At 73.2% G+C, this 25,665-nt stretch carries 24 protein-coding genes; 9 read left to right on the top strand and 15 right to left on the bottom strand.

Annotation, left to right across the window (positions count from 1 at the left end; all coding sequences use genetic code 11):
• Positions 1 to 162: 162 nt before the first annotated feature.
• Positions 163 to 1,350, top strand: a complete 1,188-nt coding sequence (locus AB4K12_RS10770; RefSeq protein WP_368433984.1) for a PP2C family protein-serine/threonine phosphatase — start codon at positions 163 to 165, stop codon at positions 1,348 to 1,350.
• A 3-nt stretch (positions 1,351 to 1,353) separates the two neighbouring features.
• On the opposite strand, the gene AB4K12_RS10765 is transcribed toward AB4K12_RS10770, so the two are convergent.
• Positions 1,354 to 2,259, bottom strand: a complete 906-nt coding sequence (locus AB4K12_RS10765; protein ID WP_368433983.1) for an alpha/beta fold hydrolase — start codon at positions 2,257 to 2,259, stop codon at positions 1,354 to 1,356.
• Positions 2,260 to 2,559: 300 nt separating this feature from the next.
• On the opposite strand from AB4K12_RS10765, the gene AB4K12_RS10760 reads away from it, so the two are divergent.
• Positions 2,560 to 4,089, top strand: coding sequence for a helix-turn-helix domain-containing protein (locus AB4K12_RS10760; protein ID WP_368433982.1), 1,530 nt, complete (start codon positions 2,560 to 2,562; stop codon positions 4,087 to 4,089).
• Between the two features lie 121 nt (positions 4,090 to 4,210).
• On the opposite strand, the gene AB4K12_RS10755 is transcribed toward AB4K12_RS10760, so the two are convergent.
• Complete coding sequence (locus tag AB4K12_RS10755; RefSeq protein WP_368433981.1) at positions 4,211 to 4,708, bottom strand: ArsI/CadI family heavy metal resistance metalloenzyme; 498 nt, start codon at positions 4,706 to 4,708, stop codon at positions 4,211 to 4,213.
• An 80-nt stretch (positions 4,709 to 4,788) separates the two neighbouring features.
• Between AB4K12_RS10755 and AB4K12_RS10750 the strand changes: the two genes are divergently transcribed.
• The 4 genes from AB4K12_RS10750 to AB4K12_RS10735 all read left to right on the top strand — a co-directional run bounded on the left by AB4K12_RS10750 (position 4,789) and on the right by AB4K12_RS10735 (position 7,429).
• The gene (locus tag AB4K12_RS10750) at positions 4,789 to 5,184 is read left to right on the top strand and encodes an ArsR/SmtB family transcription factor (RefSeq protein WP_368433980.1); all 396 of its coding nucleotides are present in this window, start codon (positions 4,789 to 4,791) and stop codon (positions 5,182 to 5,184) included.
• Positions 5,181 to 6,284 carry an ACR3 family arsenite efflux transporter gene (arsB, locus tag AB4K12_RS10745; protein ID WP_368433979.1) on the top strand — a complete coding sequence of 368 codons (1,104 nt, stop codon included), beginning with the start codon at positions 5,181 to 5,183 and terminating at the stop codon, positions 6,282 to 6,284. The genes AB4K12_RS10750 and arsB overlap by 4 nt, the downstream gene beginning before the upstream one ends.
• The gene (locus AB4K12_RS10740; RefSeq protein WP_368433978.1) at positions 6,277 to 6,690 is read left to right on the top strand and encodes an arsenate reductase ArsC; all 414 of its coding nucleotides are present in this window, start codon (positions 6,277 to 6,279) and stop codon (positions 6,688 to 6,690) included. Before arsB ends, AB4K12_RS10740 begins: the two co-directional genes overlap by 8 nt.
• 265 nt (positions 6,691 to 6,955) lie before the next feature.
• Positions 6,956 to 7,429, top strand: coding sequence for a histone deacetylase (locus AB4K12_RS10735; RefSeq protein WP_368433977.1), 474 nt, complete (start codon positions 6,956 to 6,958; stop codon positions 7,427 to 7,429).
• 50 nt (positions 7,430 to 7,479) lie between these two features.
• Here AB4K12_RS10735 and AB4K12_RS10730 read toward each other — a convergent pair whose 3' ends face one another.
• Both AB4K12_RS10730 and AB4K12_RS10725 read right to left on the bottom strand, forming a co-directional pair.
• A complete protein-coding gene (locus AB4K12_RS10730; RefSeq protein ID WP_362249599.1) occupies positions 7,480 to 7,878 on the bottom strand; it encodes a RidA family protein in 399 nt (132 codons plus the stop codon).
• Positions 7,875 to 9,026 carry an acyl-CoA dehydrogenase family protein gene (locus AB4K12_RS10725; protein ID WP_368433976.1) on the bottom strand — a complete coding sequence of 384 codons (1,152 nt, stop codon included), beginning with the start codon at positions 9,024 to 9,026 and terminating at the stop codon, positions 7,875 to 7,877. The genes AB4K12_RS10730 and AB4K12_RS10725 overlap by 4 nt, the downstream gene beginning before the upstream one ends.
• A gap of 172 nt (positions 9,027 to 9,198) precedes the next feature.
• On the opposite strand from AB4K12_RS10725, the gene AB4K12_RS10720 reads away from it, so the two are divergent.
• Together AB4K12_RS10720 and AB4K12_RS10715 are read left to right on the top strand one after the other, a co-directional pair.
• Positions 9,199 to 10,839 carry an AMP-binding protein gene (locus tag AB4K12_RS10720; RefSeq protein ID WP_368433975.1) on the top strand — a complete coding sequence of 547 codons (1,641 nt, stop codon included), beginning with the start codon at positions 9,199 to 9,201 and terminating at the stop codon, positions 10,837 to 10,839.
• Positions 10,832 to 11,671: a PaaX family transcriptional regulator C-terminal domain-containing protein gene (locus AB4K12_RS10715; protein ID WP_362249590.1), complete on the top strand. Its 840-nt coding sequence runs from the start codon at positions 10,832 to 10,834 to the stop codon at positions 11,669 to 11,671. Before AB4K12_RS10720 ends, AB4K12_RS10715 begins: the two co-directional genes overlap by 8 nt.
• Positions 11,672 to 11,683: 12 nt before the next feature.
• Here the strand turns inward: AB4K12_RS10715 and AB4K12_RS10710 are convergent, their stop codons facing one another.
• The 7 genes from AB4K12_RS10710 to mmuM all read right to left on the bottom strand — a co-directional run bounded on the left by AB4K12_RS10710 (position 11,684) and on the right by mmuM (position 22,454).
• Positions 11,684 to 13,951, bottom strand: coding sequence for a bifunctional salicylyl-CoA 5-hydroxylase/oxidoreductase (locus tag AB4K12_RS10710; protein ID WP_368433974.1), 2,268 nt, complete (start codon positions 13,949 to 13,951; stop codon positions 11,684 to 11,686).
• Positions 13,948 to 14,775, bottom strand: a complete 828-nt coding sequence (locus AB4K12_RS10705) for an enoyl-CoA hydratase family protein (protein WP_368433973.1) — start codon at positions 14,773 to 14,775, stop codon at positions 13,948 to 13,950. Before AB4K12_RS10705 ends, AB4K12_RS10710 begins: the two co-directional genes overlap by 4 nt.
• A gap of 164 nt (positions 14,776 to 14,939) precedes the next feature.
• Entirely contained in the window at positions 14,940 to 15,950 is a 1,011-nt protein-coding gene (gene argF / locus AB4K12_RS10700) for an ornithine carbamoyltransferase (RefSeq protein ID WP_368433972.1), read from the bottom strand.
• Positions 15,951 to 16,034: 84 nt separating this feature from the next.
• Positions 16,035 to 17,267: an arginine deiminase gene (locus AB4K12_RS10695; RefSeq protein WP_368433971.1), complete on the bottom strand. Its 1,233-nt coding sequence runs from the start codon at positions 17,265 to 17,267 to the stop codon at positions 16,035 to 16,037.
• Positions 17,268 to 17,369: 102 nt separating this feature from the next.
• A complete protein-coding gene (locus AB4K12_RS10690; RefSeq protein WP_368433970.1) occupies positions 17,370 to 19,997 on the bottom strand; it encodes a polynucleotide kinase-phosphatase in 2,628 nt (875 codons plus the stop codon).
• The gene (locus AB4K12_RS10685) at positions 19,994 to 21,511 is read right to left on the bottom strand and encodes a 3' terminal RNA ribose 2'-O-methyltransferase Hen1 (RefSeq protein WP_368433969.1); all 1,518 of its coding nucleotides are present in this window, start codon (positions 21,509 to 21,511) and stop codon (positions 19,994 to 19,996) included. The genes AB4K12_RS10690 and AB4K12_RS10685 overlap by 4 nt, the downstream gene beginning before the upstream one ends.
• 25 nt (positions 21,512 to 21,536) lie before the next feature.
• Positions 21,537 to 22,454, bottom strand: coding sequence for a homocysteine S-methyltransferase (gene mmuM / locus AB4K12_RS10680; protein WP_368433968.1), 918 nt, complete (start codon positions 22,452 to 22,454; stop codon positions 21,537 to 21,539).
• A gap of 283 nt (positions 22,455 to 22,737) precedes the next feature.
• Here mmuM and AB4K12_RS10675 point away from each other — a divergent pair, with 283 nt between their 5' ends.
• Positions 22,738 to 22,944, top strand: coding sequence for a hypothetical protein (locus AB4K12_RS10675; RefSeq protein ID WP_368433967.1), 207 nt, complete (start codon positions 22,738 to 22,740; stop codon positions 22,942 to 22,944).
• A 14-nt stretch (positions 22,945 to 22,958) separates the two neighbouring features.
• Here the strand turns inward: AB4K12_RS10675 and AB4K12_RS10670 are convergent, their stop codons facing one another.
• The 4 genes from AB4K12_RS10670 to AB4K12_RS10655 all read right to left on the bottom strand — a co-directional run bounded on the left by AB4K12_RS10670 (position 22,959) and on the right by AB4K12_RS10655 (position 25,609).
• The gene (locus AB4K12_RS10670; protein ID WP_368433966.1) at positions 22,959 to 23,417 is read right to left on the bottom strand and encodes a DUF6099 family protein; all 459 of its coding nucleotides are present in this window, start codon (positions 23,415 to 23,417) and stop codon (positions 22,959 to 22,961) included.
• Between the two features lie 119 nt (positions 23,418 to 23,536).
• Positions 23,537 to 23,911 (bottom strand): nucleotide pyrophosphohydrolase, encoded by a 375-nt coding sequence (locus AB4K12_RS10665; RefSeq protein ID WP_368434435.1) that lies wholly within the window; start codon positions 23,909 to 23,911, stop codon positions 23,537 to 23,539.
• Between the two features lie 116 nt (positions 23,912 to 24,027).
• Entirely contained in the window at positions 24,028 to 25,176 is a 1,149-nt protein-coding gene (locus AB4K12_RS10660; protein WP_368433965.1) for an AAA family ATPase, read from the bottom strand.
• A gap of 25 nt (positions 25,177 to 25,201) precedes the next feature.
• Positions 25,202 to 25,609, bottom strand: a complete 408-nt coding sequence (locus tag AB4K12_RS10655) for a cell division protein SepF (protein WP_086574021.1) — start codon at positions 25,607 to 25,609, stop codon at positions 25,202 to 25,204.
• Between the last annotated feature and the right edge of the window lie 56 nt (positions 25,610 to 25,665).

Here is a 25,665-nt window from a genome sequence, read left to right as displayed (position 1 = left end):
CCTCTCGGCAGATATCTCGATGTCGAGATAACTCTAGTACATCGAGGCCGCACGGTCATGCCCGGATGGGCCGTCCGATGTCGACAGACCGGGACATACGGCATGTAACCCAACAGTCATGCCCTGACTGGCAGCCGCAAACCGGCCCGAGGATGCTTGAGCGTGGTGTACGGAACACCGCACGGCGAGCACGGCACAGCGGGCACGGCACGCGAGAGCGGGAGCGGCTACGTGAGGGCACCGGGCGCGGGAGGCGACGCGGTCAGGCGCGGATGCCTGAGCCACCTGCAGTGGCTGCCCGTCCTCCTGCTCGCCGGCGGCGCCTTCCTCGACTACTCCACCTCTCCGCACTTCAGCGCCGAGGCCTTCTACACGGCCGCGCCCATGACGGCCGCCGCCCTGCTGTCGCTGCGCGCGACGATCCTCGCGGGCCTCGGCGCCTGCGCCGCCGACGCCGCGCTGCTCATCCACTTCGGCTTCCTCGGGGACTCGGGCGGGCGCAGCGAGCTGGCGGCCGTCGCGACCGTCTCGGCCCTCGCCGTCGTCGTCAACCGCCTCATGTACTACAGCGACCTCCGCCTTCAGTCCGCCCGCCGGGTCGCCCTCGCCGTGCAGCGCGCCATCCTGCCGGAGCCGCCGGCTGCCATCGGGGTTCTGCGGATCGCCGTGCGGTACCAGTCGGCCGTGAAGGACGCGCAGATCGGCGGCGACCTGTACGGCGTACAGGACACCCCGTACGGGATGCGCTGCGTCGTCGGCGACGTGCGGGGCAAGGGGATGGAGGCGGTCAAGGCGGTGGACGTGGCGCTGGGCGCGTTCCGGGAGGCGGCCGACGAGGAGGCCACCCTCGCCGGCATCGCGGCCCGCCTGGAGCGGGCGCTGATCCGCGAGGCGGAGCGGCGGTCGGGGTTCGAGCGGACCGAAGGCTTCGTCACCGGCGTGCTGGCCGAGATCCCGCCCACCGGCGACGAACTGCGGCTGATCAACCGCGGCCACCCGGCGCCGCTCCTGCTGCACGGCGGCACGGTACGCACCGCTGATCCCCCCGAGCCGGCCCTGCCCCTGGCGCTGGCCCTGGCGGAGCCGGGCACCGGCGAGGACCGCGTCCACGCCGTGCCCTTTCCTCCGGGAACGACGCTCCTGCTGTACACGGACGGCCTCACCGAGGCGCGCGACGGCGAGGGCGTCTTCTACGACCCCGTCGCCCGCCTGTCCGGCCGCGACCTCCCCGACCCGGACGCGCTGCTCGACACCCTCCTCCACGACGTGGACCGCCACACCGACGGCCGCATCACCGACGACATGGCCCTGCTCGCCGTGACCCGCGGCGCGGGCGGGGAGGGTGTGTGAGCTTCAGGAGCGGGCGTCCTGCCGGTCCTCCTTGCCCTCGGCTTCGCGCACGAACTCCGGCACCCGGTCGTTGAACAGCGCCACCGGGATGCCGTGACCGGCACCGGGCACGACCTCGACGCGGGCACCCGGCATGAGCCGCCGCGCCCGCTCCCCCGCCCGCCGGGCGTCGTGCACACGGCTCTCGCCGCCGAGCAGGACGAGAGCGGGCACGGTGATGCCGCGCAGTTCCTCGTCGCTCATGTGCTGGGGCGGCAGCAGACGGATGCGGAAGCCGCGGATCGCCTCCAGCGAGAACCGGGCCTGGACCTCGGCCTCCTCCGCCGGCAGGCCCGTGGGGCCGATCAGCTCGTCGAACCAGCGGGTCCGGAAGCCCTCGGGGCCGACGAACTGGGCGAGGGCACCGAACACGAAGCCGGCCTTGAGGGGCGCGAGGGCACGCGGCGGGTCGTACACCGTCACCGACGCGACACGCCCGGGGGCGCGTACGGCGTGATTGAGCGCCACCCATCCGCCGTACGAGTGCCCCACCAGATGCACCCGCTCGAGCCCCAGCCCGGCCAGGACCTCCTCCAGCCACGCGGCCATGTCCCCCGCCGTCCGCACCGGCGCGCTCTGCGTGCTGTACCCGGGCTCCCCCACCCGGTCCACGGCGAACACCCGCCGCCCGTCGGCGAGCGCGGCCACATGCGGCGCCCACTCGACGGGCGCCGCACTCTGCCCGTGGAGCAGCACGACGGGAACGCCGCCGCCCTCCGCGCCGTACCCGTACACCCGGGTGGCCCCATGGGCCGTCTCGACGTCCCGCTCGTCCCGCGGCGCCGGCCAGTACGCCATGGCCCGGTCGTACGCGGCGAGCACGCGCGTACGTGCCTCGTCGCCGGCGAAGGAACCGATCCGCGTGGCCATCAGGCACACCTCCCCCTGCGGGCGGCCACCCGTAGGGCCGCCGATGATCCGATCCTCGCAGGACGGAATTTCCGGAGAACACACGGGTCTTGTTCACCAGTTCGGGTGAGCGTTGGGCCGAACGGGCGGGTCGGCAGCGGCGATTGCGCCCTCACCCCTTCGGCACCCCTCTCCACCTCCCCGAGCCCTTCGACCTCGAACTCGACACGTCCGGCTTCTGACCGCCGTACAGGCGCAGAACCTGTGCAGGAGCCATGGCGCGACAGGCGGGGATCTCATATCTGAGATACCGTCTGTCTCATGACAGACGCCTACCTCAGCCGTATCGGCAAGCTCATCCGTGACGCCCGCCAGCACCGTGGCTGGACTCAGTCCCAGCTCGCGGACGCTCTCGGGACCAGTCAGAGCGCGGTCAACCGCATCGAGCGCGGAAATCAGAACATCAGTCTTGATATGATCGCCCGCATCGGAGAGGCCCTCGACAGCGAGATCGTCTCGCTGGGGTACGCCGGGCCCATGCACCTGCGCGTCGTCGGCGGCCGCCGCCTGTCGGGTTCCATCGACGTCAAGACGAGCAAGAACGCGTGTGTCGCCCTGCTGTGCGCCACGCTGCTCAACGCCGGTCGTACGACGCTGCGTCGCGTCGCGCGGATCGAGGAGGTGTACCGGATCCTCGAGGTGCTCGCCAGCATCGGCGTCCGGCACCGGTGGATCAACGACGGCAACGACCTCGAGATCCTGCCGCCCGCCCAGCTCGACCTGGGCGCGATGGACACCGAGGCGGCCCGCCGCACCCGCAGTGTCATCATGTTCCTGGGCCCGCTGCTGCATCGCATGGACCACTTCAAGATCCCGTACGCGGGCGGCTGCGACCTCGGCACCCGGACCGTACAGCCGCATATGACGGCCCTTCGCCACTTCGGCCTCGAGATCACGGCCACCGACGGCACGTACCACGCCCAGGTGGATCGTTCCGTCGCCCCCACGCGCCCCATCGTCCTGACCGAGCGCGGCGACACCGTGACCGAGAACGCCCTGTTGGCCGCCGCCCGCCACGACGGCGTCACCGTCATCCGCAACGCCAGCTCCAACTACATGGTCCAGGACCTCTGCTTCTTCCTCGAGGAGCTCGGCGTACGGGTCGAGGGCATCGGCACCACCACCCTCACCGTGCACGGCGTGGCCACCATCGACCGCGACGTCGACTACGCGCCGTCCGAGGACCCGGTGGAGGCCATGAGCCTGCTGGCCGCCGCCGTGGTGACGGAGTCGGAGCTGACGATCCGCCGGGTGCCGATCGAGTTCATGGAGATCGAGCTCGCCGTCCTGGAGGAGATGGGCCTGGACCACGAGCGCAGCGCCGAGTACCGCGCCGACAACGGCCGCACCCGCCTGCTCGACCTGACCGTGCGCCCCTCCAAGCTCCGCGCGCCGATCGACAAGATCCACCCGATGCCGTTCCCCGGCCTCAACATCGACAACGTGCCCTTCTTCGCGGCCATCGCCGCGTTCGCCCAGGGCCAGACCCTCATCCACGACTGGGTCTACGACAACCGCGCCATCTACCTCACCGACCTCAACCGCCTCGGCGCGGACGTCAAGCTCCTCGACCCGCACCGCGTCCTCGTCGAGGGCCCCACCCGCTGGCGCTCCGCCGAGATGATGTGCCCGCCCGCCCTGCGCCCGGCCGTGGTCGTGCTCCTGGCGATGATGGCCGCCGAGGGCACCTCCGTCCTCCGCAACGTCTACGTCATCAACCGCGGCTACGAGGACCTCGCCGAACGCCTCAACTCGGTCGGCGCCCAGATCGAAACGTTCAGGGACATCTGACCGTCGCGGCGGGCCGGGGCGGCGTTGCGCCGCCCCGGGCCGGTGGGCCCGCCATCGGTCCCGGCCGGCCACCGCCCCGGCCGGTAGGCGGCTTGTGCAGGGCTCGCCGTTGGTCGCGTGCTCAGTTGCCGCAACCACAGCCGACAGTGACCTCGGCCTTCGCCTCGGCCCTGCTGTCGTCGCCCGCCGGGGCGCCGGCGCAACAGGCGTCGCCGTCGTTCAGGGCGGGGCCAGGGCTGTTGCCGAGAGTGCCGGCGTCGGCCTTGACGACGTAGACCTCCCAGGGCTCGCGGCCGGGGCCGTGGACCCAGACCTTGTCCTGGAGCGCGTAGCAGCAGGAGGTGTCGTTCTCCTCGAAGGTGGCCAGGCCCGCCCCCTTGAGGCGCTCGGCGGCGGCCGTGACCGCTTCGGTGCTCCCGACCTCGACGCCGAGGTGGTCCAGGCGGGTGTCCTGGCCGGGCTCGCCCTCGATGAGGACGAGCTTGAGCGGGGGCTCGGTGATGGCGAAGTTCGCGTAGCCGGGCCGGCGCTTGGCGGGTTCGACGCCGAAGAGCTTGGAGTAGAAGGTCACCGACGCTTCGAGGTCGGCGACGTTGAGGGCCAGCTGAACACGGGACATGACGATCTCCCCGATCGACTTGTATCGATTAACTTCGATTCAAGGTTGCGCCCTGAATCGACGGATGTCAACATAGAGATATGTCGAATCAAGAATTCGTGGTGCTCGGGCAGGAAGGCCCCGACGGCTGCTGCCCCGGCCTGCTGACCGCCCCCCTGGCCGAGGACCAGGCCGTGGAGCTGGCCAGGGTCTTCAAGGCCCTGGGCGATCCGGTCCGGCTGCGGCTGCTGTCGATGATCGCTTCCCGGGCGGGCGGCGAGGTGTGCGTCTGCGACCTCACCCCGGCCTTCGAGCTGTCCCAGCCGACGATCTCCCATCACCTCAAGCTCCTGCGCGAGGCCGGTCTGATCGCCTCCGAGCGGCGCGGGACGTGGGTGTACTACCGGCTGCTGCCGGAGACCACCGACCGCCTCGCCGGCATCCTCACCCGCCCCGCCGGGCAGCCCCTGCCCGAGCCCGCCGAGGCCCCCTCGTGACGCGCTCGACCACCGCCCCGGTGGCGGCCCGGCTGTCCTTCCTCGACCGCTACCTGGCCGTCTGGATCCTCGCCGCGATGGTCGCCGGCCTCGGCCTGGGCCGACTCGTCCCCGGCCTGGGCGACGCGCTCGCGAAGGTCACCGTCACCGGCGTCTCCCTGCCGATCGCCCTCGGCCTGCTGGTGATGATGTACCCGGTCCTGGCCAAGGTCCGCTACGACCGTCTCGACACCGTCACCCGCGACCGTCGCCTCCTGATCCCCTCGCTGGTGATCAACTGGGTGCTCGGCCCGGCGGTGATGTTCGCGCTCGCCTGGCTGTTCCTGCCGGACCTGCCCGAGTACCGGACCGGCCTGATCATCGTGGGCCTCGCCCGCTGCATCGCCATGGTGATCATCTGGAACGATCTGGCCTGCGGCGACCGCGAGGCCGCCGCCGTCCTGGTCGCGCTCAACAGCGTCTTCCAGGTGATCGCCTTCGCGGGACTGGGCTGGTTCTACCTGTCCGTCCTGCCCGGTTGGCTCGGCCTGGAGACCACCGCGCTCAACGTGTCGGTCTGGGAGATCGCCCGCAGCGTCCTGATCTTCCTGGGCATCCCGCTCGCCGCCGGCTACCTCACCCGCCGCCTCGGCGAGAAGGCCAAGGGCCGCACCTGGTACGAGGCGAAGCTGATCCCGCGCATCGGTCCGTTCGCCCTCTACGGACTGCTGTTCACGATCGTCGTGCTCTTCGCCCTTCAGGGCGAGGCGGTCACCTCCAAACCGCTGGACGTCGCGCGGATCGCGCTGCCGCTGCTGGTCTACTTCGCCGTCATGTGGGCCGGGTCCATGGCCCTCGGCCGCGCCGTCGGGCTGGACTACCCGCGCACGACGACGCTCGCCTTCACCGCCGCGGGCAACAACTTCGAACTCGCCATCGCCGTGGCCATCGCCACCTTCGGCGCTTCCTCCGGCCAGGCCCTCGCCGGCGTCGTCGGCCCCCTCATCGAGGTCCCCGTCCTCATCGGCCTCGTCCACGTCGCCCTGGCCGCCCGCCGCCGCTTCCCGTCCCCCACCACCGGCCAGCCGGCCACCGCCCCGGAAGGTTCCACCCGTGTCTGAGACCAAGCCCTCCGTCCTGTTCGTCTGCGTCCACAACGCGGGTCGCTCGCAGATGGGCGCCGCGTTCCTCACCCACCTCGGCGGCGACCGTGTCGAGGTGCGCTCCGCCGGATCCGCCCCTGCCGAGACGGTCAACCCGGCCGTCGTCGAGGCCATGCGGGAGGTCGGCATCGACATCTCCGCCGAGTCCCCCAAGGTCCTCACGACGGAGGCGGTGCAGTCCTCGGACGTGGTCATCACCATGGGCTGCGGCGACGCCTGCCCGTACTTCCCCGGCAAGCGCTACCTGGACTGGACGCTCGAGGACCCCGCCGGGCAGGGCGTCGCCGCCGTCCGACCGATCCGCGACGACATCGAACAGCGCGTCCGCGGCCTGCTCGCCGAACTCGGTATCCAGGCCCGCTGAGCGTAGCCTGGCGCCCGGCCGGGTTGCCGGCCCCGACCTCAGCCTCCACAGCCTCCACGGAGTGAGCTTGACCAGCGCCCGTCGTCTCGTCGGGCCGGGGGTTCCCGGCCGTTCCTCTCGTCCCGGCAGGGTCTGGTACGCCTCCTACGGGTCCAACATGGATCCGGGGAGGCTGCGTTACTACCTGGCCGGGGGGCGGCCGCCCGGGGCGGGGAGGTCGTATCCGGGGAGTCGTGACCGGACGCCCCCGCGGAAATCGGTGCCGGTGGAGCTGCCGGGAGCGTTGTACTTCGCGACCGAGTCGCCGGTGTGGACCGGCGGCAGGGCCTTCTACGATCCGCAGGCGCCCGGCACGGTGTGGGCGTGCGCGCATCTTGTCACCGCGCAGCAGTTCGGGGACATCGCCGCTCAGGAGATGTACGAGCCGCCGGGGGCCGACCTCGATCTCGGGGTGGTCCTCAGGGAGGGGCGGCATGTGCTGGGGCCCGGGCGGTACGAGACGTTGGTGTGCCCCGGGTATCTGGAGGGCGTGCCCGTGCTCACCTTCACCGCCCCCTGGGCGCTGTCGGCGGTGAGCCACACCCGCCCGTCCACCGCCTATCTGCGGCACCTCACGGCCGGGCTGCGCAAGGCGGGGGCGTGGGACGACCAGGCGATCGCCGCGTACCTCTGCCGGGCGCCCGGCGCGGCGGAGAGCTGGACCGTGGAGCAGATCACGGCCCTGTTCCCCGAGGAGTGAGCGGAGGGTGCCGGAACCACCGGCGGGCGGACGGAGGGCCATGCGCCCCGTCACGGCAGCACGGCCACCCCGTCCAGCTCCACCAGCGCCTGCTCGTCCCAGAGCCGGGTGGTGCCGATGACCGCCATCGCGGGGTAGTCGCGCCCGGCCAGGCGGCGCCAGACGGCGCCGAGTTCGCGGGCGTGGGAGCGGTAGGCGCCGACGTCCGTGGCGTAGACGGTCACGCGGGCCAGGTCCGCCGGCTCGCCTCCGGCTGCGCGCAGGGCGGCCAGGAGGTTGGAGAGGGCCTTCTCGAACTGTTCCGGGAGGCCGCCGGGGACGATGGCGCCGTCGGCGTCGAGCGCGGTCTGGCCGGCCAGGAGGACCAGGCGGCTGCCGGTGGCGGTGACGGCGTGGCTGAAGCCGGTGGGCGGGGAGAGGCCGGCCGGGTTGAGGCGGTGCAGGGTCATCGGTAGAGCTCCTTGGCGATGATGGCGCGCTGGACCTCGGTGGCGCCCTCGTAGATCCGTGGGGCCCGGACCTCGCGGTAGAGGTGCTCCAGGAGGTGGCCCCGGCGCAGGGCGCGGGCGCCGTGGATCTGGACGGCGGCGTCGACGACGTACTGCGCGGTCTCGGTGGCGAAGAGCTTGGCCATGGCGGAGCGGCGGGCGACGCCCGGCTCGCCCGCGTCGTAGGACGCGGCCGCGGCGAGGACGAGCAGGGCGGCGGCCTCGGTGCGGGTGGCCATCTCGGCGAGCTGGTGGGAGACGGCCTGGAGGTTCTTCAACGGGCCGCCGAAGGCCTCGCGTTCGCCCGCGTGGTCCACAGCGGCGCGCAGGGCGGCGCGGGCCATGCCGACGGCGAAGGCGCCGACGCTCGGGCGGAAGAGGTCGAGGGTGCCCAGGGCGACGGCGAAGCCGCCGCCGACCTCTCCGACGACGTCCTCCGGTCCGACCGGGACGCCGTCGAAGACGAGGGTTCCGACGGGGTGGGGGCTGAGCATCTCGAGGGGGCTGCCGCCGAGGCCGGGCCGGTCGGCGGGGACGAGGAAGGCGGTGATGCCGGAGGAGCCGGGGGCGGGGCCGGTGCGGGCGAAGACGGTGTAGAGGTCGGCCTCGGGGGCGTTGGAGATCCAGCACTTCTCGCCGGTGAGCCGCCAGCCGCCGACACCGCCGGGGTCAGGGGCGGGGTCGGGGTCGGGGTCCGCGCGCAGGCGCAGGGCCGCCGCGTCGGAGCCGGCGTCCGGCTCGCTGAGCGCGAAGGCGGTGACGACGCGGCCCGCGGCGATCTCGGGCAGCCAGCGCGCCCGTTGCCGCGCGGTGCCCCAGCGCAGGAGGGGGTGGGCGCCGAGGCCCTGGAGCGCGAGGGCGGTCTCGGCCTCGGTGCACTCCTGGGCGAGCGACTCGCGCAGCAGGCACAGGTCCATGGCGCTGACCGGGCCGTCGGCGGGCGCCACACGGGACAGCAGCCCGTGCCGGCCGAGCGCGGCGACGAGCGGACGGTTGACGCGGCCGGGGGCGCCTTCGTCGGCCAGGGGGCGCAGGGTGTCGGCGGCGAGCGCACGCAGCTCGGCGCACCACGCGCGCTGCTTTCTGTCCAGTGTGAACGCTGTGGTCACCGGGTCCACCCTTTCCCTTGTGTCCTGCCGCATCCTGCTGCGCGAGGTGCGGAAGTTATCGCGCTCTGTTGACTGCCGTCACCAACTCGCTACGCTGACAGCGGATCCGTATCGCTGGCAAGACCCCCGTTCACCTCCTTCTTCTTTCTCGGCGCGAGGGGGCGCATCCGCGATGGAGCTCAAGCCGTCGGCCCATGCCGACACCTTTGCGCGCGACCATCTCCCGCCCGCCGGGCAGTGGCCGGACCTCCGCTTCGACCTCGCCGGCCCCGGCGCGCTGTCCTATCCGGACCGGCTCAACTGCGGTGCGGAGCTGCTGGACGCGACCGTGGCACGGCTGGGGCCGGACCGGCCGGCGGTGCGGGACGCCTCGGGGCTCGTATGGTCCTACGGCGAACTCTCCGCGCACGCCGACCGGATCGCCCACGCCCTCACCGACGACCTGGGGGTGCTGCCCGGCCACCGTGTGCTGTTACGCGGCCCCACCACGCCCTGGCTCGCCGCCTGCTGGCTCGCGGTGATGAAGGCGGGAGCGGTGGCCGTGACCGTACTGGCCGCCCAGCGCGCCCATGAGCTCGCGACCGTCTGCCGGATCGCGCGCGTCAGCCACGCCCTCTGCGACACCCGATCGGCCGACGACCTGATCAAGGCGGAGGTGCCACACTTACGGATCGCGCTGTTCGGCGGCGAGGCTCCCGGTGACCTTCTGCGGCTCGCGGCAAATAAACCCACATCCTATGTGGCGTGCGACACTTCCGCCGACGACGTCGCGCTCATCGCCTTCACCTCCGGCACCACCGGCCGCCCCAAGGGCTGCGTCCACTTCCACCGCGACGTCCTCGCCATCGCCGACACCTTCTCCGCCCACGTGCTGCGCCCCCGCCCCGACGACGTCTTCGCGGGCAGCCCGCCGCTCGGCTTCACCTTCGGCCTCGGCGGCCTCGTCGTCTTCCCACTGCGCGCGGGCGCCCAGACCCTGCTCACCGACTGGGGCGGCCCCGAGCGCCTGCTCGCCGACGTCCAACGCCACCACGTCTCGGTGCTGTTCACCGCCCCCACCGCCTACCGCGCGATGCTCGGCCGGCTCGGCGCGTACGACGTCTCCTCGCTGCGCAGATGCGTCTCGGCCGGCGAGCACCTGCCCGCCGCCCTCTGGCACGACTGGCACCGCGCCACCGGGCTGCGCGTCATCAACGGCATCGGCGCCACCGAGATGCTGCACATCTTCATCTCCGCCGCCGACGACCTCATACGCCCCGGCACCACCGGACTGCCCGTCCCCGGCTACGAAGCACGCGTCGTGGACCCGGCCGGACACCCCGTCCCCGACGGCGAGCCCGGACTCCTCGCCGTGCGCGGCCCCACCGGCTGCCGCTACCTGGCGGACGAGCGCCAGAGCCGGTACGTACAGGAGGGCTGGAACCTCACCGGCGACACCTACGTCCGCGAACCGGACGGCTACTTCCGCTACGTGGCCCGCGCCGACGACATGATCATCTCGGCCGGCTACAACATCGCCGGACCCGAGGTCGAGGAGGCCCTGCTGCGCCACCCCGACGTCCTCGAAGCGGCCGTCACCGGGCGGCCGGACGAGAGGCGCGGCCAGATCGTCGTCGCCCACGTCGTACTGCGGCCGGGCGTGCCACGGAGCCCGGAAACGGTCGTGGAGCTACGGGAGTTCACCAAAAAGGAGATCGTTCCCTACAAGTGCCCTCGCGAGATCGAGTTCCTCGACGCCCTCCCACGCACGCCCACCGGCAAATTGCAGCGATTCCGGCTGCGCACGGGCCCTTTACAGTTTCCCCGTGACTGACCACCAGCAACCGCTCCACACCCCCCGGTCCCTCATCGTCACCTTCTACGGCGCGTACGGACGCGGTGGCGCCGACACCCCCGCCGGCCCGGTGCCGATCGCGGCCCTGATCCGGCTGCTGGGCGCGGTGGGCGTGGACTCGCCGTCGGTACGGTCGGCCGTCTCCCGGCTCAAACGGCGCGGGCTGCTCGTCGCCGGCCGCACGACGGACGGCGCGGCGGGCTACGGGCTGTCGGAGGCCGCGCGGCAGCTCCTCGACGACGGCGACCGGCGCATCTACGGCCGCTCCTCGGCGCGGCCCGGCCAGGGCTGGTTGCTGGCCGTCTTCTCGGTCCCCGAACAGGAGCGGCACAAGCGGCACCTGCTGCGCTCGCGGCTGGCCCGGCTGGGCTTCGGCACGGCCGCGCCCGGCGTCTGGATCGCCCCGGCGCACGTCCACGAGGAGACGCGGCACACCCTGGACCGGCTGGGGCTGGCCTCGTACGTCGACCTGTTCAAGGGCAGCCATCTGGGCTTCGAGCCCACCGCCGAGGCCGTGGCCCGGTGGTGGGACCTCGAGGCGCTGGCCCGGCAGCACCAGGCGTTCCTGGACACCCACGAGCCCGTGCTGCACCGCTGGTCGCGGCGCAGGCCCATCCCGCCGGAGGCCGCCTACCGCGACTACCTCCTCGCCCTCGACTCGTGGCGGCGGCTGCCGTACGCCGATCCCGGCCTGCCGGCGGCCCTGCTGCCCGAGGAGTGGCCGGGCGGGCGGGCGGCCCGGGTCTTCGCCGCCCTGCACACACGGCTGCGGGACGCCGGGGAGCACTTCGTGCGGCCGGTGCTGGCGTAGCCGGCACGTCCCTCACGCGCTCCGCCCCGTCGGCGGCTTGCGGCTGCCCGCCCGGTACGGCGCGGGCCACGGCGCGCCGGGGCCGGTGTAGCCCTGGTCGGCGGCGGCGTGCAGGGTCCAGTTCGGGTCGTACAGGTGAGGCCGCGCCAGCGCGCACAGGTCGGCGCGGCCGGCCAGGATCAGCGAGTTGACGTCGTCCCACGAGGAGATGGCCCCGACCGCGATGACCGGCACCGACGCCTCGTGCCGGATCCGGTCGGCGAACGGCACCTGGTACGAGCGCCCGAAGGCGGGTCGCTCGTCGGGGACGACCTGTCCGGTGGACACGTCGATGGCGTCGGCGCCGTGCTCGGCGAAGGCGCGCGCGATGGCGACGGCGTCGTCGGCTCCGGTGCCGCCGTCCGCCCAGTCGGTGGCGGAGACGCGCACCGTCATCGGCTTGTGGGCGGGCCAGACGGCCCGTACGGCGTCGAAGACCTCGAGGGGGTAGCGCAGGCGTCCCGACAGGGTGCCGCCGTAGGCGTCGTCACGGTGGTTGGTGAGCGGCGAGAGGAAGCCGGAGAGCAGGTAGCCGTGGGCGCAGTGCAGTTCGAGGAGGTCGAAGCCGGCCCGGTCGGCGGCCTCGGCGGAGCGGATGAAGTCGTCGCGGACCGCGGCGAGCCCGGCGGCGGTCAGCGCCTCGGGCGTCTGGCTGACGCCTGGGTGGTAGGGCAGCGGGGAGGCGGCGACCAGCGGCCAGTTGCCCTCGGGGAGGGGCTGGTCGATGCCCTCCCACATGAGCCGGGTGGAGCCCTTGCGGCCGCTGTGGCCGAGCTGGACGCCGATGGCCGTCCCCGGGGCCTGTTCGTGCACGAAGCCGGTGATCCGGCGCCAGGCCTCCTCGTGCTCGGGCGCGTACAGGCCCGTACAGCCGGGTGTGATCCGGCCCCGCGCGCTGACGCAGACCATCTCGGTCATGACCAGGGCGGCGCCGCCGAGGGCGCGGGCGCCGAGGTGCACGAGGTGGAAGTCGCCGGGGGTGCCGTCCTGGGCCGAGTACATGTCCATCGGCGAGACGACGACGCGGTTGCGCAGGGTCAGCCCGCGCAGCCGGAAGGGGGTGAACATCGGGGGCGTGCCGGGCGGGATGCCCGCCTCCGCCTCGACGGCGGCGACGAACCCGGCGTCCCGCAGCCGGAGGTTGTCGTGGGTGACGCGGCGGCTGCGGGTCAGGAGGTCGAAGGCGAAGCGGTACGGCGGCCGTTCGACGTGACCGGAGAGGTTCTCGAACCACTCCAGGCTGGCCCGGGCGGCCCGCTGTGTGGAGGCGACCGCCGGGCGCCGCAGCTCCTCGTAGGCCCGCAGGGCGTCGGGGAGGGCGGGGGTGTCGCGCAGGCAGCCGGCCAGGGCCAGGGCGTCCTCGACGGCGAGCTTGGTGCCGGAGCCGATGGAGAAGTGCGCGGTGTGCGCGGCGTCGCCGATCAGCACCGTGTTGCCGTGGGACCAGCGCTCGTTGACGACCGTGCGGAAGGCGGTCCATGCCGACTGGTTGGAGCGCAGCGGGCGGCCGCCGAGGAAGTCGGCGAAGTACGCGCCGCAGCGCTCGGCGGCGTCCTTCTCCTCGCACCGGTCGAGTCCGGCGCGCCGCCAGACCTCGTCGCGCATCTCGACGATGACGGTGCAGGCGCCGCCCCCGAAGGGGTAGGCGTGCAGCTGCATGACGCCGTGCTCGGTCTCGGCGATCTCGAAGCGGAAGGCGTCGAGGGGGAGGTCGGCGGCGAGCCATATGTAGCGGCAACGGTGGGTGGTGAGGGTGGGGCGGAAGGCGTCGCGGTGGCTGTCGCGGGTGCGGCTGTGGACGCCGTCGGCGGCGACGACGAGGTCGTGGGTGCGGGCCAGTTCGGCGGCGGGCGGCGCCTCGGTGCGGAAGCGGAGCCGGACGCCGAGGTCCCGGCAGCGTTCGTGGAGGAGTTCCAGGAGCCGGTGCCGGCCGAGGGCGGCGAAGCCGTGGCCGCCGGAGCGCAGGGTGGTGCCGCGGTGGACGACGTCGATGTCGTCCCAGCGGACCAGTTCGCGGCGCAGCGCGGCGAAGACCTCCGGGTCGGCGCTCTCGATGCCGCCGAGGGTCTCGTCGGAGAGGACGACGCCGAAGCCGAAGGTGTCGTCGGGGGCGTTGCGCTCCCAGAGGGTGATCTCGCGCCCGGGCTCGTGGCGTTTGAGCAGGGCGGCGGCGTACAGGCCGCCGGGGCCGCCGCCGATGACGGCGACCCGCCCGGCCACCGCCGGCGGCGCGCCGGTCATCGGCCCCGCCACATGGGGGCCCGCTTCTGGGTGAAGGCCGCGTGGAACTCGGCGTAGTCGGCGCTGTTCATCAGCAGGGCCTGGGTGGCGGCGTCGAGTTCGACGGCGGCCGCGAGCGGCATGTCGAGTTCGGCGGTGAGCAGGGCCTTGGTCTGGGCGTGGGCCAGGGCCGGGCCCTCGGCGAGCCGGCGGGCGAGGGCGAGGGCCGCGTCGGGCGCGCCGCCCTCCTCCGCCAGTTGGCTGATGAGCCCGATGCGCTCGGCCTCCGGGGCGCGTACGGGCTCGCCGAGCATCAGCAGGCGGGTGGCGTGGCCGAGGCCGACGACGCGGGGCAGGAGGTAGGCGGCGCCCATGTCGCCGCCGGAGAGGCCGACGCGGGTGAAGAGGAACGCGAAGCGCGCGGTGGGGTCGGCGACGCGGAAGTCGGCGGCCAGCGCCAGGACGGCGCCCGCGCCCGCCGCCACCCCGTGCACGGCGGCGATCACGGGGAAGGGGCATTCCCTCAAGCCGCGGACGACCTGGCCGGTCATGCGGTTGAAGTCGAGCAGCCGGCCGGTGTCCATGGCCAGGGTGGCGCCGATGATGTCGTCGACGTCGCCGCCGGAGCAGAAGCCGCGGCCCTCGCCGCCGAGCACGAGGGCCCGTACGGAGCCGTCGCGGGCCAGTTCCGGCAGCAGGTCGCGCAGGTCGGCGTAGGCGCCGAAGGTGAGGGCGTTGAGCTTGTCGGGGCGGGCGAGGGTGACGGTGGCGACGCCGGAGTCGAGGGTCAGGCGCAGGTGGCGCCATTTCTCGGTGCGGGACGCGGAGCCGGTGAACGGACTCATGGAGCGCGGCCTCCTTCAGCCTGGGGGCTGGTGCCTGCCCCGTGAAGTTATCACCGTCCTGTGACTGTCGTCACGAGTACGCGATACGCAACAGCGGGAAGAGCGCGCGAAGAAGGGGCGGCGGGCACAGGGCCCGCCGCCCCTTCGGGCGGTGCGCGGGGGTGCTACCGTCCCCAGCCCACCAGGGTCGCCACCAGCACGGCCTTGATGGTGTGCAGCCGGTTCTCCGCCTCGTCGAAGACGACGGAGTGCACCGATTCGAAGACCTCGTCCGTGACCTCCAGCGAGGTCAGGCCGTGCCGCTCGTAGATCTCCCGGCCGACCGTGGTGTCGAGGTCGTGGAAGGCCGGCAGGCAGTGCAGGAACTTCACGGCCGGGTTGCCGGTCGCGTGCAGCACGTCCATGGTCACGGCGTAGGGGGCGAGCAGGGCGATGCGGGCGTCCCAGACCTCCTTGGGCTCCCCCATCGACACCCAGACGTCCGTGGCGACGAAGTCCGCGCCGCGCACGCCCTCGGCGACGTCGGCCGTGAGGGTGATCCGGGCGCCGCTGGTCTCGGCGAGCTGCCGGGCGCGGGCGATGACCTCGGGGGCCGGCCAGAGCTCCTCGGGGGCGACGATGCGCACGTCCATGCCGAGCAGGGCGCCGGTGATCAGGTAGGAGTTGCCCATGTTGTACCGGGCGTCGCCGAGGTAGGCGTACGCCACGTGCTCCAGCGCCTTGGCCGTGTGCTCGGTCATGGTGAGCACGTCGGCGAGCATCTGGGTGGGGTGCCACTCGTCGGTCAGGCCGTTGTAGACGGGCACGTCGGCGTAGGCGGCGAGGTCCTCGACGATGTGCTGGCCATGACCGCGGTACTGAATGGCGTCGAACATCCGGCCGAGCACCCGGGCGGTGTCCCGAACCGACTCCTTGTGGCCGATCTGCGAACCGGCGGGGTCGAGATAGGTCGTACGGGCGCCCTGGTCGGCGGCGGCGACCTCGAAGGCGCAGCGGGTGCGGGTGGAGGTCTTCTCGAAGACGAGCGCGATGTTGCGCCCCGTCAGGCGAGGCTCCTCGGTGCCCGCGCGCTTGGCGGCCTTCAGCTCCGCGGCCAGTTCGACCAGACTGCGGAACTCCTCGGCGGTGAGATCCGTCTCCTTGAGGAAGTGGCGGCCCTTGAGGTCCGTCGCCATGGGTGGCTCCTACGTCGTCAGCACTGCACGGTAAATGGAACTGTATACATCAGTCAGCATCATTATGCAGATGCGTCTCTCCGGCTAAGCACCCGGTACCGGATCCCGCTCGACCGGACAGCTCATGCAGCGCGGCCCACCCCTGCCACGCCCCAGCTCGCTGCCCGGAATGGTGATGACCTCGATCCCGTGCTTACGGAGGAAAGTATTCGTCGTCGCGTTCCGCTCGTAGGCGACCACCACGCCCGGCTCTATCGCCAGAACGTTGCAGCCGTCGTCCCACTGCTCCCGCTCGGCCGCATGCACGTCCTGCCGGGCGGTCAGCACCCGGAGGGAGTCCAGGCCCAGCGCGGCGGCGATGGCGCGGTGCATGTGCTCCGGGGGATGGTCGGTGACCTTCAGGTCGCGCTCGCCGACGCCGGGCTCGATGGTGTACGAGCGGAGCATGCCCAGGCCCGCGTACTGGGTGAAGGTGTCGCCGTCCACCATCGTCATCACGGTGTCCAGGTGCATGAACGCCCGCCCCTTGGGCATGTCCAGCGCCACGATCGTGCGCGCCGAGCCGGCCGCGAACAGCCCCCGGGCCAGCATCTCCACGGCCTGGGGGGTGGTGCGCTCGCTCATCCCGATCAGCACGGCGCCCTGGCCGATGACGAGCACGTCGCCACCCTCGATCGTCGAGGGGTACGCCGACTGCCCGTCGCACCAGACGTGGAAGCCGCCCCCCGCGAACATGGGGTGATGGCGGTAGACCGCCTCGTAGTGCACCGTCTCGGGCCAACGGGCGGGCCAGCGCATCGCGTTGACGCTCACCCCGTCGTAGATCCAGGCGGAGGTGTCCCGGGTGAACAGGTGGTTGGGCAGCGGGTTGATCAGGAAGTCGTCGAGGTCCATCACATGGAAGCGGACGGAGACCGGCTCCGCGTGGCCGGCCAGGAACTCGCGCTTGGTCATCCCCCCGACCAGCAGCGACGCCAGCTGCGGCGCCGGCATCGCCTCGAACGCCGCCCGCAGGTGGTCGGTGGCCAGCGGCCCGTACTCCTTCTCGTCGAAGACCCGGTCCAGCACCAGCGCCCGCGCGGCCGGCACCCGCAGGCTCTCCTCCAGCAGGTCCTGGAAGAGATGCACCTCCACCCCGCGCTCGCGCAGCACGTCGGCGAAGCCGTCGTGCTCGGCGCGGGCCCGGCGCACCCACAGGACGTCGTCGAAGAGCAACGCGTTCTTGTTCGACGGCGTGAGCCGCTTCAGCTCCAGGTCGGGGCGGTGCAGGATGACGCGGTGGAGCCGCCCGGCCTCGGAATCGACATGGAATCCCATCCCCCCATCCTCACCTGAACCCGCCGTGATCACTCGGTACGCGGGGCACGGAGTGCCGCCACGGGCCGGGCGGCCCGGACCGCCCGGCCCCGCGCGGCCCGCCTACAGGCGCGGGTCGACCGGTTCGGACTCCAGCGCCAGCACGGCGAAGACCGCCTCGTGGACGCGCCACAGCGGCTCCCCCTCCGCCAGCCGGTCCAGCGCCTCCAGGCCGAGGGCGTACTCGCGCAGGGCGAGCGAGCGCTTGTGGCCGAGGTGGCGTACGCGCAGCCGGGCGAGGTTGTCCGGACGGGTGTACTCCGGGCCGTAGACGATGCGCAGGTACTCCCGGCCGCGGCACTTGACGCCCGGCTGGACGAGCCGGCCGTCGGGACGGCGGACGTGGGCCCCGAGCGGCTTGACGACCATGCCCTCGCCGCCGGCGGCGGTCAGCTCCAGCCACCACCGGGTGCCCTCGGCGACGGAGACCTCGTCCTCGGTGTCGACGACCAGACGGCGGGTGGGCGCGAGCAGGCCCCGGGCGTCGCCCCCCTCGCCGCCGCCGTCCGCCACGACGAGGCGGTCGATCAGGGCGAGCTGCTCGTCGTGCGGGAGCGTGGCGAGGCTGCGGCCCTGGGCCGCCAGGATCTGGAAGGGAGCCATCCGGATACCGGCCGCCGGGTCGGCGTCGTCGCCGACCGGCGCGCAGTACCGCCCGTACGCCTCGGTGAAGGCCGCGGCGTCCTCGGCGCGCTCGCGCTGGCGGCCGAGCAGACCGGAGACGTCCACACCGCGCGCCGCCGCCGACTCCAGCGCCGCGAGGGCGGCCGGCAGGACCGTGCGGGAGGCGGCGCCCACGGCCGCGTACTGGTGGCGCAGCAGGCCGGTCGCCTTCAGCGACCAGGGCATCAGCTCGACGTCCAGCAGCAGCCAGTCCGTGCCGAGCTCCTCCCACAGCCCGGCCTCCCCCACGGCGCGGCCCAGCCGCTCGAGTATCCGCGCGGTCAGGGCGGCGTCGTCGAAGAACGGCCGTCCCGTGCGGGTGTGCATCGCGCCGGGCACGCCGCCGGTCACCGCGAAGCGCTCGCGGGCGACGTCCGCGTCACGGCAGACCAGAACCACCGCGCGGGAGCCCATGTGCTTCTCCTCGCAGATCACCCGGCGCACGCCGTCCGCCCGGTAGGCCGCGAAGGCCTCGGCCGGGTGCTCCAGATAGCCCTCCTCGGCGGACGTGGCGCACGGGGCCATGGTCGGCGGGAGGTAGAGGAGCTGCTGGGGGTCGACGGCGAAGCGGCTCATGACCTCCAGGGCCGCGGCGGCGTTCTCCTCCTTGACCGCCACCGCGCCCAGGTGCCGGGTCTCCACGACCCGGCGGCCGGTGACGTCGCCCAGGTCGAGCGGGCGGCCGTCGGCGCCGCCGGGCGCCTCGGAGGCCAGCGGCCGCACGGGCTCGTACCAGACCTGCTCGGCGGGTACGTCCACCAGCTCGCGCTCCGGCCAGCGCAGAGCGGTCAGCTTGCCGCCGAAGACGGCGCCGGTGTCCAGGCAGATGGTGTTGTTCAGCCACGTCGCCGCCGGGGCTGGGGTGTGGCCGTAGACAACGGCGGCGCGGCCGCGGTAGTCCTCCGCCCACGGGTAGCGCACGGGCAGGCCGAACTCGTCGGTCTCGCCCGTGGTGTCGCCGTACAGGGCGTGCGCGCGGACGCGGCCCGAATTGCGGCCGTGGTACTTCTCGGGCAGGCCGGCATGGCAGACGACGAGCCGGCCGCCGTCGAGGACGTAGTGGCTGACGAGCGCGTCGACGAACGTCCGCGCCCGCTCCCGGAACGCGGGATCCCGCTGCTCCTCCCGCTCCAGCTGCTCGATGGTCTCCGCGAAGCCGTGCGCGACGTTGACCTGGCGGCCGTTCAGCCAGCGGCCCAGCTTGTTCTCGTGATTGCCGGGGACGCACAGGGCGTGCCCGGCGGCGACCATGCCCATGGCCAGTCGCAGCACGCCGGGGCTGTCGGGGCCGCGGTCGACGAGGTCGCCGACGAAGACGAGGGTGCGGCCCTCGGGGTGCGCGGCGTCGACGGGCCGGCCGGCCTCGTCGCGGACGAGGGCGTAGCCGAGCGCGGTGAGCAGGCTCTCCAGCTCCGAGCGGCAGCCGTGGATGTCGCCGATGATGTCGAAGGGGCCGGTGAGGTGGCGCAGGTCGTTGAACCGGCGCTCGCGCACGATCTCCGCGGCGTCCACCTGCGCGGTCTCCCGCAGGACGTGCACCCTGCGAAAGCCCTCCCGCTCCAGGTGCTTGAGGGAACGGCGCAGCTCGCGCCGGTGGCGCTGGATGACGCGGAGGCCGGCGCCGGCCCGCTCCGGGCGGGCGGCGTTGCGCTCGGCGCAGACCTCCTCGGGCATGTCCAGGACGATGGCGACGGGCAGCACGTCGTACTCGCGGGCCAGCGCCACAAGGCTCTGACGGGCCTCGGGCTGGACGTTGGTGGCGTCGACGACCGTCAGCCGGCCGGCCGCCAGACGCTTGCCGACGATGTAGTGCAGGACGTCGAAGGCGTCCTTGCCGGCGCTCTGGTCGTTCTCGTCGTCGCTGACCAGGCCCCGGCAGAAGTCGCTGGAGATGGTCTCGGTGGGCTTGAAGTGCCGTGCGGCGAAGGTGGACTTTCCGGAGCCGGTGGCGCCGACGAGGACCACGAGGCACAGATCGGGCACGGCGAGGGGCGCGGGGGCGCCGGTGGTGGTGCTGGTGCCGGTCATGCGGCCTTCGCCTCCTTCGCGGCCCCGGTGGTGCCGGTCGTGTCCTGCGGGTCGTGGGGGCCGTGCGGGTCGTGTGCGGCGCGCTTGCGGAAGACGGCCATCTGGGTCGGCGGTCCCACCTCGGGGTCCTCAGGGCCCACGGGCGCGAAGTCCACGGTGTAGGCGTGCCGCTCGGCGACCCTGGCGGCCCAGGCGCCGAACTCCTCCCGGGTCCACTCGAAGCGGTGGTCGGCGTGCCGGACCTGCCCGGCGGGCAGCGTCTCCCAGCGCACGTTGTACTCGGCGTTGGGCGTGGTCACCACCACCGTCCCGGGGCGCGCGGAGCCGAACACCGCGTACTCCAGGGCGGGCAGCCGCGGCGGGTCCACATGCTCGACGACCTCGCTGAGCACGGCCGCGTCGTAGCCGATGAGCCGGCGGTCGGTGTAGGCGAGGGATCCCTGCCACAGGGCCACCCGGGCGGCCTGCCGCTCGGTCATCCGCTCCAGCCGCAGCCGCCGGGAGGCCTCCCTCAGCGCCCGTACGGACACGTCGACGCCGACGACCTCGGTGAAGCGCGCGTCCTTGAGGAGCTCGCCCACGAGCTGGCCCTGCCCGCAGCCCAGGTCGAGCACGCGCGCCGCCCCTGACCTGCGCAGCACCCCGAGGATGGCCTGGCGCCGCCGCACGGCCAGCGGGAGGGGCCGCTCCGCGGTGTCCTCGTCCTCGTCGACGGCGTTGTCGAGCTCCTCGGGCTCGGCGTCGTCGGACTCGGCGAGACGCGCGAGGGCGAGCCGCTCGAGCGCGTCACGGGTCAGGCCCCGGCGGCGACCGAGATAGCGGTCGGCGATCAGATGCTGTTCGGGGTGGCCCTCGAGCCAGCCCTCGCCGGCGCGCAGCAGCTTGTCGACCTCGTCGGACGAGATCCAGTAGTGCTTGGCGTCGTCGAGCACGGGCAGCAGGACATACAGATGCCGCAGCGCGTCCGCGAGCCGCAGCTCGCCCTCCAGCACCAGCGACACATACCGCGAGTCGCCCCACTCGGGGAACCGCTCGTCCAGCGCCACCGGGTGCGCCGTCACCCGCCAGCCCAGCGGCGCGAACAGCCGCTCCACCAGCCCGGCCCCGCCCCGCGCCGGCAGCACCGGCACCTCGATCCGCAGCGGCCGCGCCTGCCCCGGCAGCTCCGGCCGGGCCGCGCACTGTCCCTTGACGGCGCTGGAGAAGACGCTGCCGATCGCCACGGCCAGCAGCGAGGAGGCGGCGTACGGCCGGTCGTTGACGTACTGCGCCGGCGCCGGGTCCGGCGCGCCGCCCCGCCCCCTGTCCTTGCCCTTGCGCACCAGCGCCACGGGATCGACCTCGAGCAGCAGCGCCGCCGTGCACCGCTCCTCGCCCGCCTCCGGGTAGAGCACATGCGCGGTGCCGTACGAGGTGGAGAACCGCTGCGCCTTGTCGGGGTGTTTGTGCAGCAGAAAGCCGAGGTCGGTCGCGGGGCGCCCGGCGTCGCCGGAGGTACTGATCGTCAGGAACACGTGGCCGATTATCCCTTTCCGTACGTCACGGTCGCTGTTGTTTTTCCACCACCCCCGCCAGCTTCGCGATGAGGTCCGGGCCGACGCGGCAGCAGCCGCCGACGAGGCGGGCGCCGTCGGTCCGCCAGGAGGCGGCCCGGGACGGGGCGAAGGCGGGCGGGCCCTGCCAGGTGCGGGTGGGGGCGTGCCAGGTCTCTCCGCTGTTGGGGTAGACCACCACCGGCTTGCCGCCGAAGCGCGCCGCCAGGCGCACGGCGTGGTCCGCGTCGGCCGGTTCGCAGCAGTTCACCCCCATGGCGATGACCTGGTCGTCGTCGGCGGCCAGGGCGAAGGCCTCGGCCAGCGGCTGGCCCGCCCTCGTGCGGTCGCCCGCGACGCTGTAGGACAGCCACACCGGCACCCCACAGCCACGCACCGCCGCGAGCAGCGCGCGGGCCTCGTCGACGTCGGGCACGGTCTCCAGGGCGAGCACGTCGGGGCGCGCCGCGACCAGCGCCTCGACGCGGGGGCGGTGGAAGCGCTCCAGCTCCGCCACGCTCAGGCCGTAGCGGCCGCGGTACTCGCTGCCGTCCGCGAGCATCGCGCCGTACGGCCCGACGGATGCCGCGACCCACACCTCGCGCTCCCCCAGCGCCGCCGCGCCCCGCGCCAGCTCCACGCTGCGACGCAGCAGGGCGGCGGTCTCCTCCCGGCCCAGGCCCCGGCGGGCGAAACCCTCGAACGTGGCTTGGTAGCTGCCGGTGATGAGCACCTGGGCGCCGGCCCGGACGTAGGCCGCGTGGGCCGCTTCGATCTGCTCGGGGGCGTCGGCGAGCAGGCGGGCCGACCACAGCTCGTCGGACAGGTCGCAACCCTGCGCCGCGAGTTGGTTGGACAGCCCGCCGTCCAGGACGAGCGGGCCGCGCGCGAGCGCGGTGACAAGCGGAACGGTGGGGGCGGACATCGCGATGCTCCTCTTTCGGTCTCCGGCCTGCTGACCACCTCCATCCTGCACGCTCGAACACACGTCAACCCGCTGCTGACCGGGCCCGCCGACTCACTCCGGCCGGGTGAAATTCCCCCGCCCGGCCGGGACGACGGAGTAGATGCCAGTGTCCGGCGCCCCCGGTGATCGTTGGCTCGGGCGGAGCCGGACCGCCCGGCCCGCGCACCGGTGTTCGAGGCCGGAGGCGACGATCGCATAGCCGCCCGCCCGCACCGGGAGGGCGAGGGCCGAGGAGGCCACCATGACTCAGGAAGCCGCGCCCGAAGAGGCAGTGCCCGGCCAGGCCGCTTCCCAGCAGCAGGGCGCACCCAAGGGCCTGCTGCAGCAGATGGAGGAGCTGATGGCGGCGCTCAACGCCGATCTGACACAGCTCGACGCCGACCTTCAGTCGTCGGGCCAGCAGCCCGCCGAGCGGCCCCCGGCCGAGGGCGGCGACGGCACGGACTGACCCCCGAAGAACCCTCATGCCGCACCTCCCCGCTCACGCAGGGCCAGCCGTCTGAGGAGACCGCCGACCCGGTCGCTCGTCTCGTCGGCGGCGTCGATCGCTTCCATGCACATCCAGTACACGGCGTCCTCGTCGCAGACGCAGGCCACGCCCACCAGGGCTATGCCGACCTCGCCGAGGAGCTCGCCGAGGTCGGTCAACACCCGCCATGGGTCGCGCAGTTCGGTGAGCTGCGCCGCCCGTAGGCCTCCGGCGTACAGCGCGGCCTGGCGCAGCGCGCCGGAGGCGTTTCCGCCGGCCTCGCTCAGGCCCCGGGCCGTCGCGCGGATCTCGTACGGCCCCTGCACCGCGAGCCGACTGCCGACGGCCTCCGCGAGAGCCTGCGCCTGGCATGCCTCGGCGACGATGTCCGCCACCCCCCTGGCCCGCGCCAGGGCCTGCCTCGTGGCTTCGATGAGCCGCGCTGCGTCCATGACCGTCCCCCATGTTTCCCGCTCCGCCCACTCTCACTACCCAGAGTGATGACTAACCGCCGGAAAAGCCAGGGGAATTCAGAAATCTGTGGATACCAGATGCGGTGTGGACAACTCAATCACTCCGGAGAGTGACGATCTTTTCCTTCACCGCCCCGCGCGTCACCCTGTCCGCCGTCCCGGCCCCCGGGCCGGCCGCCCCGCTCCCCCGGCACCGGAAATCTCAGCTCATTTCGGTCGATCTTCGCCGACAGCGCCGTCAGAACGTCGATCCCCAGGACGTCACAGAACTGCAGCAGGTACGCCAGCACGTCCGCGACCTCGTCCTCGACGCGCCCCGCCGTCTCCGGTTCCTTCATCACCCGGGCCGACTGCTCGGGCGTCATCCACTGGAAGATCTCGACCAGTTCGGACGCCTCCACGCTGAGCGCGCTGGCCAGGTTCTTGGGCGTATGGAACGGCTGCCAGTCGCGCGCCGCAGCGAACGCCGCCAGCCGGCGCTGGAGATCCCCGAGAGCCGGGGCGGGTCCGGGGGCCGGCGCCGGGGCCGATGCCGGTGCCGGGAGGGGTTCGAAGGGCGGGGTGTTCGGTACGTCCAGGGGTTCATCGCTCACCCCTCAAGGTCTACCATCGACGCCCCCTTGGCCTCTTCCGCCGCCTCTCCCACCTCACCCCGCACCGTCCCCACCAGCCTGATGTGGCCCCGCTCGCACATCCGCGCCGCCAGCCCCAGCAGTTCCCGTGCCTGCCGTGCGTCGAGGCACCGGTCGAGGCCGTCCGCCAGGACCGTCAGCACCTGCCGGGCGGGCAGCACCTCGGCCGCCGGATCCACCGCGAGCACCCCGGGCCCCGTCAGCAGCACCAGACACAGCGCCAGATAGCGCAGCTCCCCGTCCCCCAGCCGTTCCAGCGGGGTCACCGCCCCCGCGCTCCCGGCCAGCACGGCCCGTACCAGCCCGCCCTCCAGGGCCTGCGCCGCGAGGCCCTCGACCGGGCCGCGACATCCCGCCCGCGCCGCCGCGACCAGCAGCGCGTGCCGGGTGCCGCACTCGTCGCGGGTGCGCCCCAGGACCGCGGCAACGTTGTCACACGCGGCGCGCAGCCGGCCGTCCCGCGCGGCGACCGGGGCACGCATCAGCTCCGGGCGCGGGTCGCAGGGGAAGACGGAGCGCAGGGCCACCACGAGTTGTTCGGCGGCGTCGAGGACCATGCGCTGCCCGGCCGTCTTGCCCGCGACCCGCAGCGGCAGCAGCGCGGTGCCCAGCCGGTCGTCGGGCAGCGGGGCGCGTGTGACCGGGACGGAGCCGGCGGTGTGCCAGGCCGCCTCGACCCGGGGCAGGCCCGGGTCGCGCAGCGCCGTGGAGAGCAGGGTGCGCCCCGCGCCGGTCAGCCGTTCGCCGACGACGCGCAGCTCCGGCTCGGCCTGCACGGCGACGTCCAGCCGGACCGGACCGGCCGGCCCGTCCACGGTGCAGCCGATCCGGAACCCGCGCCGCCCCTGGGCGTCGGGCCTGGCGGTGTGCGGGACGCAGGCCCTGGCGCCGCCGGGCACGGGGGCCAGGGCCTCCTCCAGGCTGTCGCCGCCGGCGAGCCGGGCGAGCGCCGCGTAGGCGTGCAGGGCGCTGGACTTGCCGCTCCCGCTCGCGCCCCGGAAGAGGGTCATGGGGCCGAGCGGGAAGACGGCGTTGCGGTGCGACTTGAAGGCGGAGAGCCGCAGTTCGGTCACGGCGGGGCGCTGAGGGCGGGGGGCGGCGTCCATGCCCCGGACCGTAGGGGCCCGCCGCTCAGCCAAACCGTTTCAGCTGATCATTCTTCCTACGATCGGGGTACCCGGCGGCCACCTCCGTCCCTTCGGGCGCGAGCAGGAAGACATTGGTGTCGACCCGGTGCATGCCGCTGCCCAGGCCGAAGACGACGCCGCTGGAGAAGTCCAGGATGCGCTTGGCGACGTCGATGTCGGCGCTGGTGAGATCCAGCAGCACCGGAATCCGCGCCATCAGATGCTCGGCGACCTCGCGCGCGTCCGCGAAGACCTGCACGCGCAGCACGACCATCCGCCGCCGGCTCTCCTTGGGCTCCTCCTCGGGCAGGGCCCGGTGATCGGGCCAGGACGGCCATGTCTGGTGACCGCGCAGCGGGACGACCTCGGCCAGCCCCTCCCACTGCTCGTCGGTGGCTTCGGACCTGTTCACCGGATCACCCTTCCGGGGAACGTGCTGGCTATGTACATCCCACGATTCTAGGGACA

Source organism: Streptomyces sp. C36 (assembly GCF_040932295.1).
Taxonomy (GTDB): Bacteria; Actinomycetota; Actinomycetes; order Streptomycetales; family Streptomycetaceae; genus Streptomyces; species Streptomyces triculaminicus.
Note: the sequence above shows the minus strand (reverse complement) of the source record. Positions and strands in the feature narration are given on the sequence as shown.

What these genes read in the sequence shown, in the direction of transcription:
- AB4K12_RS10765 (WP_368433983.1), bottom strand. Translation starts at nt 2,259, where the DNA reads ATGGCCACGCGGATCGGTTCCTTCGCCGGCGACGAGGCACGTACGCGC.
- AB4K12_RS10760 (WP_368433982.1), top strand. Translation starts at nt 2,560, where the DNA reads ATGACAGACGCCTACCTCAGCCGTATCGGCAAGCTCATCCGTGACGCC.
- AB4K12_RS10755 (WP_368433981.1), bottom strand. Translation starts at nt 4,708, where the DNA reads ATGTCCCGTGTTCAGCTGGCCCTCAACGTCGCCGACCTCGAAGCGTCG.
- AB4K12_RS10750 (WP_368433980.1), top strand. Translation starts at nt 4,789, where the DNA reads ATGTCGAATCAAGAATTCGTGGTGCTCGGGCAGGAAGGCCCCGACGGC.
- AB4K12_RS10730 (WP_362249599.1), bottom strand. Translation starts at nt 7,878, where the DNA reads ATGACCCTGCACCGCCTCAACCCGGCCGGCCTCTCCCCGCCCACCGGC.
- AB4K12_RS10720 (WP_368433975.1), top strand. Translation starts at nt 9,199, where the DNA reads ATGGAGCTCAAGCCGTCGGCCCATGCCGACACCTTTGCGCGCGACCAT.
- AB4K12_RS10710 (WP_368433974.1), bottom strand. Translation starts at nt 13,951, where the DNA reads ATGACCGGCGCGCCGCCGGCGGTGGCCGGGCGGGTCGCCGTCATCGGC.
- AB4K12_RS10705 (WP_368433973.1), bottom strand. Translation starts at nt 14,775, where the DNA reads ATGAGTCCGTTCACCGGCTCCGCGTCCCGCACCGAGAAATGGCGCCAC.
- argF (WP_368433972.1), bottom strand. Translation starts at nt 15,950, where the DNA reads ATGGCGACGGACCTCAAGGGCCGCCACTTCCTCAAGGAGACGGATCTC.
- AB4K12_RS10695 (WP_368433971.1), bottom strand. Translation starts at nt 17,267, where the DNA reads ATGGGATTCCATGTCGATTCCGAGGCCGGGCGGCTCCACCGCGTCATC.
- AB4K12_RS10690 (WP_368433970.1), bottom strand. Translation starts at nt 19,997, where the DNA reads ATGACCGGCACCAGCACCACCACCGGCGCCCCCGCGCCCCTCGCCGTG.
- mmuM (WP_368433968.1), bottom strand. Translation starts at nt 22,454, where the DNA reads ATGTCCGCCCCCACCGTTCCGCTTGTCACCGCGCTCGCGCGCGGCCCG.
- AB4K12_RS10675 (WP_368433967.1), top strand. Translation starts at nt 22,738, where the DNA reads ATGACTCAGGAAGCCGCGCCCGAAGAGGCAGTGCCCGGCCAGGCCGCT.
- AB4K12_RS10670 (WP_368433966.1), bottom strand. Translation starts at nt 23,417, where the DNA reads ATGGACGCAGCGCGGCTCATCGAAGCCACGAGGCAGGCCCTGGCGCGG.
- AB4K12_RS10660 (WP_368433965.1), bottom strand. Translation starts at nt 25,176, where the DNA reads ATGGACGCCGCCCCCCGCCCTCAGCGCCCCGCCGTGACCGAACTGCGG.